This is a genomic window from Pseudomonas sp. FME51 (assembly GCF_014897305.1).
In genome coordinates this window covers 16,981-31,803 of the sequence record NZ_JABUYN010000023.1, presented here as the reverse complement: position 1 = coordinate 31,803, position 14,823 = coordinate 16,981, and the positions used below count along the sequence as shown (strand labels likewise).

At 56.0% G+C, this 14,823-nt stretch carries 13 protein-coding genes; 6 read left to right on the top strand and 7 right to left on the bottom strand.

The window, feature by feature from the left end; all coding sequences use genetic code 11:
- Window positions 1-336 precede the first annotated feature (336 nt).
- Together INT39_RS21845 and INT39_RS21840 are read right to left on the bottom strand one after the other, a co-directional pair.
- Complete coding sequence (locus INT39_RS21845) at window positions 337-2,583, bottom strand: TonB-dependent receptor domain-containing protein (protein ID WP_193076079.1); 2,247 nt, start codon at window positions 2,581-2,583, stop codon at window positions 337-339.
- A 213-nt stretch (window positions 2,584-2,796) separates the two neighbouring features.
- Window positions 2,797-3,615 carry a pyruvate, water dikinase regulatory protein gene (locus INT39_RS21840; protein WP_193076078.1) on the bottom strand — a complete coding sequence of 273 codons (819 nt, stop codon included), beginning with the start codon at window positions 3,613-3,615 and terminating at the stop codon, window positions 2,797-2,799.
- A gap of 155 nt (window positions 3,616-3,770) precedes the next feature.
- Between INT39_RS21840 and ppsA the strand changes: the two genes are divergently transcribed.
- The 6 genes from ppsA to INT39_RS21810 all read left to right on the top strand — a co-directional run bounded on the left by ppsA (window position 3,771) and on the right by INT39_RS21810 (window position 9,498).
- Window positions 3,771-6,140, top strand: coding sequence for a phosphoenolpyruvate synthase (gene ppsA / locus INT39_RS21835; protein ID WP_193076077.1), 2,370 nt, complete (start codon window positions 3,771-3,773; stop codon window positions 6,138-6,140).
- Window positions 6,141-6,160: 20 nt separating this feature from the next.
- Window positions 6,161-6,646: a ribonuclease E activity regulator RraA gene (rraA, locus tag INT39_RS21830; RefSeq protein ID WP_193076076.1), complete on the top strand. Its 486-nt coding sequence runs from the start codon at window positions 6,161-6,163 to the stop codon at window positions 6,644-6,646.
- An 84-nt stretch (window positions 6,647-6,730) separates the two neighbouring features.
- Window positions 6,731-6,985, top strand: a complete 255-nt coding sequence (locus tag INT39_RS21825; protein ID WP_193076075.1) for a CrfX protein — start codon at window positions 6,731-6,733, stop codon at window positions 6,983-6,985.
- A gap of 11 nt (window positions 6,986-6,996) precedes the next feature.
- The gene (locus INT39_RS21820; protein WP_193076074.1) at window positions 6,997-7,818 is read left to right on the top strand and encodes a mechanosensitive ion channel family protein; all 822 of its coding nucleotides are present in this window, start codon (window positions 6,997-6,999) and stop codon (window positions 7,816-7,818) included.
- Between the two features lie 38 nt (window positions 7,819-7,856).
- Complete coding sequence (sigX, locus tag INT39_RS21815) at window positions 7,857-8,438, top strand: RNA polymerase sigma factor SigX (protein ID WP_193076081.1); 582 nt, start codon at window positions 7,857-7,859, stop codon at window positions 8,436-8,438.
- A gap of 94 nt (window positions 8,439-8,532) precedes the next feature.
- Window positions 8,533-9,498: an OmpA family protein gene (locus INT39_RS21810; protein WP_193076073.1), complete on the top strand. Its 966-nt coding sequence runs from the start codon at window positions 8,533-8,535 to the stop codon at window positions 9,496-9,498.
- Window positions 9,499-9,572: 74 nt separating this feature from the next.
- Here INT39_RS21810 and INT39_RS21805 read toward each other — a convergent pair whose 3' ends face one another.
- The 5 genes from INT39_RS21805 to INT39_RS21785 all read right to left on the bottom strand — a co-directional run bounded on the left by INT39_RS21805 (window position 9,573) and on the right by INT39_RS21785 (window position 14,751).
- Window positions 9,573-10,019, bottom strand: coding sequence for an acyl-CoA thioesterase (locus INT39_RS21805; RefSeq protein ID WP_193076072.1), 447 nt, complete (start codon window positions 10,017-10,019; stop codon window positions 9,573-9,575).
- A gap of 179 nt (window positions 10,020-10,198) precedes the next feature.
- On the bottom strand, window positions 10,199-11,794 hold the full coding sequence (locus tag INT39_RS21800; RefSeq protein ID WP_193076071.1) for an isocitrate lyase: 1,596 nt from the start codon (window positions 11,792-11,794) through the stop codon (window positions 10,199-10,201).
- A gap of 446 nt (window positions 11,795-12,240) precedes the next feature.
- Window positions 12,241-13,059 carry a secretin N-terminal domain-containing protein gene (locus tag INT39_RS21795; protein WP_193076070.1) on the bottom strand — a complete coding sequence of 273 codons (819 nt, stop codon included), beginning with the start codon at window positions 13,057-13,059 and terminating at the stop codon, window positions 12,241-12,243.
- A gap of 89 nt (window positions 13,060-13,148) precedes the next feature.
- Window positions 13,149-13,586: a GNAT family N-acetyltransferase gene (locus INT39_RS21790; RefSeq protein WP_193076069.1), complete on the bottom strand. Its 438-nt coding sequence runs from the start codon at window positions 13,584-13,586 to the stop codon at window positions 13,149-13,151.
- Window positions 13,579-14,751, bottom strand: coding sequence for a cupin domain-containing protein (locus INT39_RS21785; RefSeq protein WP_193076080.1), 1,173 nt, complete (start codon window positions 14,749-14,751; stop codon window positions 13,579-13,581). The genes INT39_RS21790 and INT39_RS21785 overlap by 8 nt, the downstream gene beginning before the upstream one ends.
- Window positions 14,752-14,823 lie beyond the last annotated feature (72 nt).

The window sequence follows — 14,823 nt, the reverse complement described above, 5'->3', positions numbered from 1 at the left end:
GGCCGTGGCGGCCTGACTTAAACGGAATGGCCTCCATAAAACCCGGTGTGATTCAGCAACGCCACCGGTGAAGTAGGAGGGAAGGGTGGTTCTGATCGACATCTGTGCTGCTCCTTGATCCTTGCCCGAAGGCTTTTGATGTGACCATCACGCTAAACGGAATCATTATCATTATTAGTTGTGCGCGGAAGTATAAGGAGCCCGTAGCGAAAGGGCTACGGTTTTTTGCAGATAAACAGGAATATTTCTCGTTTATCGTAAGGAAAGCGGGAAGGGAGAAGGGAGAAATGAAAACGCCCGCCGAAGCGGGCGTCTGCCGAAGCAGGTCAGACTCGTTTAGAAGTCGATGGTAGCAGACAGCCAGAGGCGGCGGCCTTCTTCCAGCGTCCCTTCGGTAGAGCGGCCAATCTGCACATAATCAGATGCCCAACCGGTTGCACCTGTGTTAGTGGTGTAATAGGTGCCGTCGGTAAAGTCCTTATCGAAGACGTTATAGATTGTAGCCGTCATGGTGACGTTTTCCGAAGCGCGGAATGCGCCGCCTAGGTGGAACACTTCATATGCATCGAGATCGCCGACCTGATCCATCAGAGTTTGGTTTGCAGCGTTAAGGTTGGAGTAGCGATCAGTGAAGCGCGCACGCTCGCCACGATACTCACCTTTGAACCATAATGAGAGACGGTCGTTGGCGTCCCAATTCAGGCGTGCAGAAGCAAGGTGATTGGCTATGTTGGTCAGCGGAGCGCCTTTGTTGTCACCACTCTTCTGCTCGCTGTCGGTATAGGTGTAGTTACCACTCAAGGTCCAGCGCGGAGCGAATTCCCAACTGGCTGCCAGCTCAACACCTTGAGTTTTGGCTTCACCGATGTTGGTCATCTGCGAAAACTCATCCTGTGTGAATCCAGCGCCATAACTTACGCAACCTGGCTGGTTGGGGTCCGAAGCAGAGAAGCAATTTGCCAGAGCAGTCCCCGAGTCGATCTTGTCCTTGAAGTCGTTATGAAAGACTGTGAGGTTGGCGTTGAAACCGGCCAAGTTGTCGTAGTACGCACCAACTTCTGTGTTAGTGGTGATTTCAGGATCCAGATCGGGGCTGCCGATGGTGATGGTGCTGCCCTGTCCAGTGACGCCATTAATGCCGCTATGGAGGTCGTTAATATCGGGTGTGCGGTATCCTTTGCTCACGCCGCCTTTTAACGTCCAATTATCAGTGGTGTTCCAGACTAGGTAAGCACGGGGACTGAAGTGCCCACCATAGGCTTCATGATCTTCGTAGCGACCGCCAAGGGTAAGCGCCAAGTCGTCACGCAGCCGCCACTCGTCTTCCATGAATAGCGACCAGGACTTCTGCTCGAAGGTTTCACCGGCAATACCGTCTACAACCTCACCATCCCAGTATTGTGCACCAACCACGGCAATATGAGATTCGCCTATAGGCGCGGATAGCTTGGTATCAAAAACGAGGTCCGTGGACTCAAGCTCACGATCATCACCGCCGACGATTGACTGACTGGGGGCTGGATATGGCTGTCCCAAGGTACCAGGAATCGTCCGGCCAATGGTTTCGGTCTTATTATGAGTAATAGCGCTGTCCCATATACCAAAGTCCAAGCGAGCGGTATGGCCGAGTGCAAACTGGTCACGTTCGAAACGCAGTTCGTCAGCATAGCCATTGATTACTGTCGGATTCGGAGCGCTGCACACTGCAGTGGCACTGCCACCTTCATAGCCATCCAAAGTGCCGAGTTGGCACTCATCATTCTCATAGACCTGGCGGCCGCGTTCGAAATCAAGATAAAAATCATGCTGTTCTGTTGGTGTTAGCGAGAGTCGGGCACCCAACACATTATTGCGGCCTTCAACTGGGGAAACGCCCCTGCGACTGACGGTGCTGTCATTGTCGAACATCAGGTCCGACTCATCGCGCTGTTGTACGTTACCGCGGACAGCCAGCCCAAGCAGGTCCTCAACTAGAGGACCGCTGGCATAGATGCTGGCATTACTGGTTACGCCATAATCGCTATCTTCCTGGAAGGTATGGCCCAAAGTGACAGAACCGCTCCACTCTTTCGCAACTTTCTTGGTAATGATGTTGATTACACCGCCCATGGCATCAGAGCCATACAGTGTCGACATCGGACCGCGAATAACCTCAATGCGCTCGATAGCAGACATCGGAGGCATAAAACTGGTGGACGTCTCATTGAAGCCATTGGGCGTCACGTTGCCCGCGGAGTTTTGCCGGCGACCATCAATCAGGATCAATGTGTACTCACTGGGCATACCGCGGATGCTGATATTCAAACCGCCTGTTTTACCAGTACCCTGACGAATATCGATACCTTCGACATTGTCCAGCGCCTGAGCCAAGTTGCTGTACCGATTCTGCTGCAAATCTTCCTGACTGACCACACTGATGCTGGCCGGCGCTTCGGTGATCTTCTGCTCGAAGCCCGAGGCGGTCACGACGGTGTCGGACAGGCGGATAGCTTCTTGGTTGGCCAGTGCAACGCTGCTGGCCAACAGAGCCAGACTGCCGACGAAAACGTGGTGTGCTGCAAGAGCAGGGCGGTTCGGCAACATCAGTAACTCCTCTCTGGATGCACTGATGACGAATTCGTGGCGTCTATCAGCGGGGTTGGTAATGATTATCAGGCGCCGGCAATATTACATCTCATTACAGAAGTTTCAACTATCAATTAGCAAATCTGGCACGGCGGGAAACGCAAAGAGGTGGCAGCGGGTGCCGAGAGGGACTCGACACCCGGGACGTTGCAGTCGAACGCAGGGCGGAGGTTACTTGAGACGGCGCTCAATCCCCATGTGCACCAGGATCTTGGCGGAAATTTCTTCCACGGAGAAATGCGTCGAGTTGATATGCGGGATGTTTTCCCGGCGAAACAGGTTCTCGACTTCGCGAATCTCGAATTCACACTGGGCGAAACTGGCATAGCGACTGTTGGGGCGGCGCTCGTTACGGATGCTGGCCAGCCGGTCGGCATCGATGGTCAGACCAAACAGCTTTTGCTTGTAGGGCTTCAATGCCGCGGGTAACTGTAGGCTTTCCATGTCGTCATCCGTCAGTGGGTAGTTCGCGGCACGTATCCCGTATTGCAGTGCCATATAAAGGCAGGAGGGCGTTTTGCCGCAGCGCGAGACGCCGACCAGGATGATGTCCGCTTCCTTATAGTGATGGGTGCGGGCGCCGTCATCGTTATCCATGGCAAAATGTACGGAGTCGATGCGGTCCTGATAGTTGCTGTTATGCTGGATTGAATGGGATTTGCCCACCGAGTAGGATGAACCCGCGCCCAGCTCCTGTTCCAGAGGGGCGAGGAAGGTGGAAAAGATATCAATCATGTAGCCCTTGGACTGGGCCAGCTCCTGATGGATGTCTCGGTTGACCACGGTTTCAAAAATGATCGGCGGATGACCATCCGTCTCGGCAGCGGCATCGATTTGTTGTACCATGTCCCGCGCTTTTTCCACGGTATCCACGTAAGGCCGCAGCAGTTTGCTGAATTGGATATTTTCGAATTGCGAGAGCAGACTCTGGCCAAGCGTCTCGGCAGTGATGCCTGTACCATCGGAAATGAAAAAAGCAGTGCGTTTCATGCGCGAAGCCTTAAGATATCGGAATTTACCGGGGACAGCGGTCTTGAGCCCCCAGAATTGAGCGTCAAAGTGGCATTGTGGCGTATTTGTGACTTGCAGACCAGACGGCAAAGCCCGCGCTGCGAACCTATTCATTGATTGACGGAGAGATCACCTTGCTAGAGTACGTAGTGTCCTTTGAGCAACTGGGTGTTGGAGATGTTGAGCGCGTTGGCGGCAAGAATGCCTCGCTCGGTGAAATGATCAGCAATCTGGCCGGTGCCGGTGTATCCGTACCGGGTGGCTTTGCCACTACTGCTGACGCCTACCGCGACTTTCTTGAACAAAGTGGTCTCAATGACCGTATCAATGCGGCATTGGACACGCTGGACGTGGACGATGTGAACGCTCTGGCTCGTACCGGTGCGCAGATACGAGAATGGATCATGGATGCCGAGTTCCCCGCGGCCCTGGATCAAGCCATCCGCGGCGCCTTCGCCGAGCTTTCAGCCGGTAACGAGAATCTCTCGGTAGCCGTCCGCTCTTCCGCTACTGCCGAAGACCTGCCCGACGCGTCCTTTGCCGGTCAGCAGGAAACCTTCCTGAACATCCGTGGCGTGGACAACGTCATCCGCGCGGCCAAGGAAGTATTCGCTTCGCTGTTCAATGACCGTGCCATCTCTTACCGCGTACACCAGGGCTTTGAGCACAAGCTGGTTGCTCTGTCGGTCGGTGTGCAACGTATGGTGCGCTCCGAGACCGGAACCGCTGGGGTGATGTTCACCCTGGATACCGAGTCCGGTTTCCGTGATGTGGTATTCATCACCGGCGCCTACGGTCTGGGTGAAACCGTTGTGCAGGGTGCGGTCAACCCTGACGAATTCTATGTGCACAAGCCCACTCTGGAAGCGGGCCGCCCATCGATTCTGCGCCGTAACCTGGGCAGCAAGGCGCTGAAGATGATCTACGGCGAGGAAGCTGCCGCCGGTCGCTCGATCAAGACTGTGGATGTGGACGCTGCCGAACGTGCGCGTTTCTGTCTGTCTGATGAAGAAGTGGTCAACCTGGCCCGTCAGGCGATGATCATCGAGAAACACTATGGCTGTCCGATGGATATCGAGTGGGCCAAAGACGGCGACGACCAGCAGCTGTATATCGTTCAGGCACGTCCTGAAACCGTCAAGAGCCGCAGCAATGTCAACGTCATGGAGCGTTACCTGCTGAAAGAAAAAGGCACCGTACTGGTTGAAGGCCGCGCAATCGGGCAGCGTATCGGCGCCGGCCCGGTCAAGATCATCCGTGACGTGTCCGAGATGGACAAGGTTCAGCCGGGCGACGTACTGGTATCCGACATGACCGACCCCGACTGGGAGCCGGTGATGAAGCGCGCCAGCGCCATCGTTACCAACCGTGGCGGTCGTACCTGTCACGCGGCAATCATTGCGCGCGAGCTGGGCATTCCTGCGGTGGTGGGTTGCGGCAATGCCACCAGCGAGCTGAGCGATGGCCAGGAAGTGACTGTTTCCTGCGCCGAAGGTGATGCCGGCATGATCTACGCCGGTCGCCTGTCGTTTGATATTCGCACCAACAGCGTTGATGCGATGCCGCCGCTGCCGTTCAAGATCATGATGAACGTCGGTAACCCGGATCGCGCCTTCGACTTCGCCAACTTGCCCAATGAAGGTGTTGGTCTGGCGCGTCTGGAGTTCATCATCAACCGCATGATCGGTGTGCATCCCAAGGCACTGCTGAACTTCGATAGCCTGCCGGCAGAAGTCAAAGACAGCGTTCAGAAGCGCATCGCTGGTTACAGCGACCCGGTCGGCTTCTATGTTGATAAACTGGTCGAAGGTGTCAGCACCCTAGCTGCGGCCTTCTGGCCGAAGAAAGTCATCGTGCGCCTGTCCGACTTCAAGTCGAATGAATACGCCAACCTGATCGGCGGACGCTTGTACGAGCCGGAAGAAGAAAACCCCATGCTGGGCTTCCGTGGCGCCTCGCGTTACATCAGCGAATCATTCCGTGATTGCTTCGAGCTGGAATGCCGTGCAATGAAGCGTGTACGCAATGAGATGGGTCTGACCAACGTCGAAATCATGGTGCCTTTCGTACGGACCGTGGGCGAAGCCAAACAGGTAGTCGAGCTGCTGGCCGAGAACGGCCTCAAGCGCGGTGAGAACGGCCTGCGTCTGATCATGATGTGCGAGCTTCCGGCGAACGCGTTGCTGGCCGATGAGTTCCTGGAGCATTTCGATGGTTTCTCCATCGGTTCCAACGACCTGACCCAGCTGACATTGGGTCTGGACAGGGACTCCGGTATCATTGCTCACTTGTTCGACGAGCGTAACGCTGCGGTCAAGAAGCTGCTGGCCAATGCCATTGCTGCCTGCCGCAAAGCCGACAAGTACATCGGTATCTGCGGTCAGGGCCCATCGGATCATCCGGATCTGGCGCGCTGGTTGATGGAGCAGGGCATCGAGAGTGTATCGCTCAACCCGGACTCGGTAATGGATACTTGGTTCTTCCTTGCGGAAAACAACAGCTGATCAGCTCAGGAGCATAAACCATGAACTATGTAACCCCGGATCTGTGTGATGCCTATCCCGATGTCGCCGTTGTCGAACCCATGTTCGGTAACTTCGGCGGCCACGATTCATTTGGTGGTGAGATCGTGACGGTCAAATGCTTCGAAGACAACTCGGTGGTCAAGGAGTTGGTTGAAGAAGATGGCACCGGTAAGGTTATGGTGGTGGATGGTGGCGGCTCCCTGCGCTGTGCCATGCTCGGCGACATGTTGGCTGACAAGGCGGCAAAGAATGGCTGGGAAGGTATCATCATGTACGGCTGCGTTCGTGACGTGGATGTGCTGATCCAGACTCCGCTCGGCGTTCAGGCGCTGGCAAGCCATCCGCGCAAGAGTGAGAAGCGCGGTGTCGGTGAGCGCAATCTGGCGGTTACCTTTGGCGGTGTTACCTTCCGTCCGGGTGAATACGTATATGCCGATAATAACGGCATCATCGTGTCAGCCAACGCCCTGCAGATGCCCGAGTAACATCCGGAGCTGTCAGTGGGATACGTCGGCCGGGTGACATCACCCGGCCGACGTGCGTTTGTATTCACTGATTTGGAGGTAGGCATGGACGATCCCTTTGAGCAACATCTGCGCAACCTGATGCAGAAAGATGCTTCGGAGCAACCATCCGGGGATGACGATAAGCGACTGGAGCGTGTTCTGCATCGAGCACATGTGCGCACCGGTCTGTTCGACCTGCTCAGCCTGTTCGCCTGTTGGGGCTGGGTCATCAGCGAGGGCGGCTCGCGCGGACTGCGACAAGCCGGCACCATGCGCCGTGAACGGCGCGGCTCTTCTTCTACCGATCTGAATTCATAGCGAGTCTACCCATGGAACAAGAAACCTGGAGCCAGAGCTTTGTGGCTGCGATGACTGCTTTGTGGACCAAAGTGGCCTCTTTTATACCCGACCTGATCACTGCGCTGATCATTGTCCTGCTGGGATTTGTCATCGCACGTATCATCGACGCGATTCTGAGCAAAGGCTTGGCCAAGCTGGGACTTGATCGCTTGATGACCGGGGCAGGGGTGACCAAGATGCTCGGTCGGATCGGCATCGCCTCACCTGTGTCGGCGGTTATCGGCAAGATCGTCTACTGGTTCATCATTCTCACCTTTGTGGTTTCTGCTGCTGAAACCCTGGGTCTGGCACGGGTATCCTCAACCTTGGATGCCTTTACCCTGTATCTGCCCAAGGTTTTTGGCGCTGCGCTCATCCTGCTGGCTGGCCTGCTGTTGTCACATCTTGTCGCAGGGGTGGTACGAGGCACTGTCGAGAGCATTGGTGCTGATTATGCAGGCGGCATAAGTCGGCTTGTGCAGGGTCTGCTGGTCATCATCACGGTGTCGTTGGCCATCGGACAGCTGCAGATCGAAACGCAGTTGCTCAATACCGTGATTGCCATTGTGCTGGTCTCCTTCGGTGCAGCGGCGGCACTGGCAATGGGGCTGGGCAGCCGGGAAACCGTGAGCCAGATCATTGCGGGTGTCTACCTGCGCGAGCTATATGAAGTGGGTGACAGAATCCGGGTTGAGGGTGCTGAGGGGGTGATCGAGGAAATCGGCACCGTCAAAACCACACTCATGGATGCCGAGGGACGGCTCATTTCCGTCGCCAACCGCACCCTGATCGATAAGCCCGTGTCACGCTGATTGCGACACGGCCCAGCTAATTGAGTGATGACCCTGTTTTGACTGAGACTTCAGCCTCATGCAGCCGCAGCCAATTATCCGACATGACGGATGAAGAGCTGGTATTGCGCGCTAATCGTGAACTTTTTCACACTACCGTTGCCTATGAGGAGCTGATGCGAAGATATCAACGCACACTCTTCAATGTGTGTGCCCGGTACCTTGGCAACGAAAGGGATGCTGATGATGTATGTCAGGAGGTAATGCTCAAAGTACTGAACGGGCTCAAGCACTTTGAAGGCAAGGCCAAGTTCAAGACATGGCTATATAGCATTACTTACAATGAGTGCATTACTCAGTATCGAAAAGAAAAGCGGAAACGACGATTGTTTGATGCGCTGAGTCTGGACAGTGAAGACGAAGCTCAGGAGCCGGAAGGTCCGGCGGTGGACAGCAAGGGCCTCGACCATTGGCTTGTGCATGTCAACCAAGTGGATCGGGAGATTCTGGTACTGCGCTTCGTGGCGGAGCTGGAGTTCCAAGAAATATCCGACATTATGAACATGGGATTGAGTGCCACCAAGATGCGATACAAGCGTGCGCTGGAAAAGCTGAAAAAGCATATAAACAATCCCTTTTAGTTCAGGATTCTCTTGCGACTCGTCAGTCTCTGCTATACTCCTCCCGAGTTTTGCGCAAAACCAAACGTCCGAATGGATTTAACGGGGATTCAAAATGAAATTGAAAAACACAGTAGGTATCGTTGTAGGCGCCGCCATCGCAGCATCCGGTATGCCGGTCATGGCTCAAAGTGCTGGTTCGGTTGAGGTCGAGGCTTTTGCCAAGCGTTATTTCACCGACAGCCGCCATAACTTGACCGACGGTACACTGGTGGGTGGTAGCTTGGGTTACTTCGTGACCGACGATGTTCTGTTGAACATCGGTCTGGGCACGTACAAGAGCCTTGAAGTTGACGGCGGCCCGAACGATGGCGAAGATATCGACGGCAAGCTGGCCCACGTTGAAGCCGTTTACCACTTCGGACAAGGTGCTCTGCGTCCATACGTTTCCGGCGGTTTTGCCCACCAGGAACTGGAGCAGATCGGCACCAATCAGGATGACCGCACCACCATGGCCGTCGCTGGCTTTGGCGTCAAGAACTACCTGAACGAAAACTTCTTCGTCAAGGCAGGCGTTGATGCTCTGTACGGTCTGGATCATGGCAACACCGAATGGCAGGCAGGCGTTGGTGTGGGTCTGAACTTCGGCGGCGCTGCTCCGGTTGTTGCTCAGGCTGAGCCAGCACCTGCTCCGGCCCCAGCTCCAGAGCCCGCTCCGGAAGTACAGTCCGTGCGCGTTGAGCTGGACGTCAAGTTCGATTTCGACCGCGACACCATTCGTCCCGAGTACCGTCAGGATATCCAGAGCCTGGCTGAGTTCATGAAGACCTACCCATCGGTAACCACTACCGTTGAAGGTCACACTGACTCCGTCGGTACTGACGCGTACAACAAGGATCTGTCCGAGCGTCGTGCCAACTCGGTTCGCGAAGCACTGATCGCCGAAGGCGTTGAGTCCTCCCGCGTGAACGCTGCCGGTCACGGTGAAGCCAATCCGATCGCTGACAACAGCACGAATGACGGCCGCGCCATGAACCGTCGCGTTGAAGCAGAAGTAGAAACAGAGGTTGAAGTTCGTTAATCGATCTTCAGCAACGAAAAACCCGGTCAATTGACCGGGTTTTTTTATTTCATCTTCTTTTTAGTCTTCGACCTTCAATCTTCAATCTGATTGACGCCGGGAAAGCGCAGTCTGAAATCTTCGGGCATGGGGGTTACCTTTGCCGCGAGGAAGTTATAAAACACAAAGCCGGACTTCGCCAAAGCAACCAGCTCTCCGTTGTGCAACTTTGTGATGCGGAAGGTGATATCTCCGCCATATCTGTTCAAATCCATCAAGCCAACTTCGAAGGTCAGCGTTTCGCGTGCGAAGGCTTCTTTGCGATAAGTGGTTGCCAGGTCGGTGACGATAATGCCGACATCATTGACACTGACTTCTTCTATGCCGAATTGATACAGAAAGCGCGCACGCGCTTCGGAGATCATGGATACCATAGAGTCGTTGGCCAGATGCTTGCCGGAGTTGATATCGGTGATGCGGACGGTCAGTTGAGTGGTGAAGTAGAACTGATCTTCCGGAAATTCCAGATGTAAACGTGCCATTCTCTAAAACCCGCTGCTGCATGATGCGCCGTCACAGGATACAACGTGACCGGCAATGGAGCGTCGCATTGTACGCGACTTCGTCGTTTCCCGCTCGCCGGGCTAGGTCCATACGGAAAAGGCCACCCGAAGGTGGCCTTTTCGTCAACACCCGGGCCGAGGCCCGTGAGTCAGCTCAATCAGAACTGGTTCATGGTGTTGTCTTTACCGCCGGCTTTCAGTGCAGCTTCACCAGCAAAGTATTCTTTATGGTTGTCGCCCAGATCGGAGCCAGCCATGTTCTGGTGACGTACACAAGCGATACCCTGACGGATCTCCTGACGCTGAACACCTTTCACATAGGCCAGCATGCCTTCGTCTGCGAAGTAACCTTTTGCCAGGTTGTCAGTGGACAGCGCGGCAGTGTGGTACGTCGGCAGTGTGATCAGGTGGTGGAAGATACCTGCTTCACGAGCAGCATCAGCCTGGAAGGTGCGAATACGCTCGTCGGCTTCGTTGCACAGCTCGGTCTCGTCGTAATCGGCGCTCATCAGATTCGCACGATCGTAGGCCGAAACGTCCTTGCCTTCGGCGGTCCAGACATCGAATACCTGCTGACGGAAGTTCAGCGTCCAGTTGAAGGACGGGCTGTTGTTGTAAACCAGCTTGGCATTCGGAACCACTTCGCGGATGCGGTTGACCATCTCGGCGATCTGGCCGACGTGCGGCTTCTCGGTTTCGATCCACAGCAGGTCGGCACCGTGTTGCAGGGAAGTGATGCAGTCCAGAACAACGCGGTCGATGCCGGTGTCCTTGCGGAATTGGAACAGACCAGAGGCCAGACGCTTGGGCTTGAGCAGTTTGCCGTTGGCTTTGATAACGACGTCGCCGTTCTCGATGGCGTCGGCATTCTCGATGTAGTCGCCGTCGAGGAAGCTGTTGTACAGGTCGCCCAGATCGCCCGGCTCATTGGTTACGGCGATCTGCTTGGTCAGACCGGCGCCCAGGGAGTCGGTACGGGCAACGATGACACCGTCATCCACACCCAGTTCGAGGAACGCGTAGCGAACGGCGTTGATCTTGGCCAGGAAGTCGGAGTGCGGGACTGTTACCTTGCCGTCCTGGTGACCGCATTGCTTCTCGTCGGACACCTGGTTTTCGAGCTGGATGCAGCAAGCACCGGCTTCGATCATCTGCTTGGCCAGCAGGTAGGTCGCTTCGGCGTTACCGAAACCGGCATCAATATCGGCAATGATCGGCACAACGTGAGTTTCGAAGTTGTCGACCTGAGCCTGGATTTCCTGGGCTTTGGCAGTGTTGCCAGCGGCGCGGGCGTCGTCGAGAGCCGAGAACAGCAGATCCAGTTCGCGGGCGTCGGCCTGACGCAGGAAGGTGTACAGCTCTTCGATCAGACTGGAAACGGCGGTCTTTTCGTGCATGGACTGGTCAGGCAGCGGACCGAATTCGGAGCGCAGGGCTGCAACCATCCAGCCGGACAGGTACAGGTAGCGTTTGTCAGTGGTTTTCAGGTGCTTCTTGATGGAGATCAGCTTCTGTTGGCCGATGAAACCGTGCCAGCAGCCCAGGGACTGAGTGTAAGCAGAAGAATCGGCGTCGTATTCAGCCATATCCTTGCGCATGATAGCAGCGGTGTACTTGGCGATATCCAGACCGGTCTGGAAGCGGTTCTGTGCACGCATGCGCGCAACGGATTCCGGGTTGATGGCGTTCCAGCCGTTACCGGCGGTTTCTTTGAGCGCGGCAACTGCTTTGATATCGTTCTGATATGCTGACATGGTCAATCCTTCAATGTTTGCGTTTGGTTCTGACGTTAGTCGACCCCGAACCCATCAGCCAGAGCCTGGGTTGCGGCACTCCGCAGTGCGTCGAAACAGTGACTGAAATTGAAGAATGACATGAAGATGGAGGAGTGACGTACAGTCGATGAGCTGGCGGGCATACCTGCTCAAGCTGGTTGGCTCGGCAGAACGTACGACCATTTCCGGGTCATGCTGGCTGCTACGTTTAAATCGCTTCCCCGTCCCTCAGGACAACTTCGTTCCAGTCGCAACCTCGTCGAACTGCCTTGTGGGCTGTTAAGACACAGATGCTGCCTTAGGTTCAGGCAAACATCCGGAGACCCTGTTAAGGGGCTCTGGCTAGCGGGAGCGGGGCAATAATGCATTTTAAGAAAACAGAAGTCAACGGCGTTGTAGTGAAATTAATAAAACACTACATAATTCTAATTGATCAGTTCAACCATCAGGCGGACGCTCTGTTGCTGGGCACTGCGAGTAGTGGTACGCCTGCCGATGTCCCGGCTGTGCTGTCTGTCAGCATCATCGAACCCACCTATGGTGACCCATTCACCCAGGCGTGCGGTGACGACGGTATCGGCTCGCTGCACATCGATCACATCATTTCCTGCGGGATGCATTCGATCATTATTGGCGCTCAGACTGATGGTCGCGAGGTCGCCATTCAGCCGCACGGTAGCGTAGAAGCCGGAGGTCACATCATGGTATTCGGTCTGATTGACCACCTGGCCATAGATATTGGTTGAGGTGCTGGTCAGCGGTACCCGCTGGCCAGTCTGGATCAGAACTGGATAGCCTTCGTTGGCCGTGATCACCCGCGCGCCGTCACTCGCGCCGCGGGTTTCGCGGCGGATGATGCGAGCCTGATTATTGCCCCGCGGCTGGCCGACGATGATGTCGCCAGCGCCGGTTTCCAGGCGTCCGTCCACACGGTAACCATTCTGGTTGCCTATTGAGCTGCCGGCGTTGCTGACGGTAATACGCAACTTCGCAGGCTGGCGATCCAGATCCGTAAGCAGGGCGCGGATCTCCTGCAAACGCTCTGGTTCGGCGCGGATGATCAGCTGATTGCCGTAGGCGGAAACGCGCTCATCAGGGCGGAGCAGGGGCTGGATAGCCGGGATCATATCCTCAGCTATGCTGTAGCCCAGCGGGATAACTTCGGTTCTCGGCGCTGCAGCGAGCTGGGAGCAGAGGGCAAAAGCGAAACTGGCAATTATTGCCAGCATGATTCGCAGGTTCATGGCGCGATCTCCTCGTTACCGACCCTGAGTTTAGCATCTGAAGTGGCCGGAGCGAGGGCGCTGAACTGTCGCTGCGTCAGGGTATGGAATCAGTTGGGATCGGAGGTCGCCGGCCCCCAGCTCATTTCCTGATGGGGAATACCGGCCTCGGAATGCACCTCCGAACAGGTGACAAAGCCCAGCTGGCTATAGAATCCGAGAGCATGGGTTTGCGCCGAGAGTATCAGGCGCGTCATGCCTTGTTGCTGGGCATGAGTCATGACGGCGCGCATCAGTTGCTGGCCCAGACCTTTGCCACGCGCCTCGGAGAGAAGGGCGACGCGGCCAATATGCCCGTCCGGCAGCAATCGGGCAGTACCGACCGGTCGCCTGTCAACGGTCAGCAGAAAGTGCGTGGCGTGCGCATCCTCTGCATCCCACTCCAGCTCTGCTGGCACGTGCTGCTCATCGATGAACACTTTATGGCGGATGTCGCGCAGTGCATCAGTATTGCACCATTCCGCCACACGGATGGCCACGTCACTCATCATCACCTTCCATAAGCAGGTCGCCCTTGGCAAGCAGTTGCTCCAGCAGCTGCATTGCCTCGTCGTTCTGACGCCAGCTGTTCAGCTGTTCTGCGTCCAGATAGTCCTGATTGCAGATCAACTGAACGAGCGGCAGCAGTTGGGTTGGCAGCAGGCAATGCTCACCGCTGGCGAACAGCATCAGGTACTGGTCCTGTTCCTGACGCCACGCCAGGCGGGCGCTTGGGTTGCGTACCAGGCCAAAACCGTTATCCAAGGCCTCGGCCAGCATGTCTGCGTCGGGCTCCTGTGCCTCGATCAGCTCCGGATAGCGTGGCTCGGTCATGAAACGTCCGAACCAGGTGCCGAGCGCTTCTTTATCCTGTACCAGCTCCAGAATCAGCCGCTGCAGCCTTTCAACGGTATCCTCGTCGATCTGCGCGGGGTCAGCGGGTGTGTTCATTCCCGCATCACTGTAGCGCTGCTGATCGCCCATATGCTGACCAAGGAAGTCGCTGAAATGAGCAAGCACTTCGGCATGGCTGGGAGCACGGAAGCCGATCGAATAGGTCATGCAGTCATCTTCGGCAATACCGTAATGGGCCAGGCCCGGCGGCAAATAGAGCATGTCGCCAGGAGCCAGAACCCACTCTTCCTGCTGTTCGAAATCGCGAAGAATGCGCAGGTCTGGATGTTCCAGCAAGGGACTCTCGGGATTGCACGACTGACCGATCTTCCATCGGCGGTGGCCATGCCCCTGCAGCAGGAACACATCGTAGTTGTCGTAATGCGGGCCAACACTGCCACCGGGGGCGGCGTAGCTGATCATCACATCATCAGCTCGCCAGCTGGGCAGGAAACGAAAGGCCTGCAGCAGTTCGGCGACTTCGGGTACAAATTGATCGACGGCCTGTACCAGCAACGTCCAGTCCCGCTCCGGCAGAGTCTGGTAGGTATCCTCGCCGAAGGGCCCCTGGCGGAGTTCCCATGGCGTCGCACCATGTTCCAAAACGATGCGTGACTCCACTTCCTGTTCCAGTGACAGGCCAGCCAGTTCATCGGGCGTCAGCGGGTTTTCAAAATCCGGAAACGCTTGACGAATCAACAGGGGCTTTTTCTGCCAGTAATCCCGGAGAAATACATCGGCAGACATGCCGCCAGGCAGGGTGGTGACGGAAAAGGACATGGTGGCCTCGGAATGAAAGTGCGACAGGGGGGGGAGGTAAGCGCGGTGGCATACCGCGCCCGGCAGGAAGCC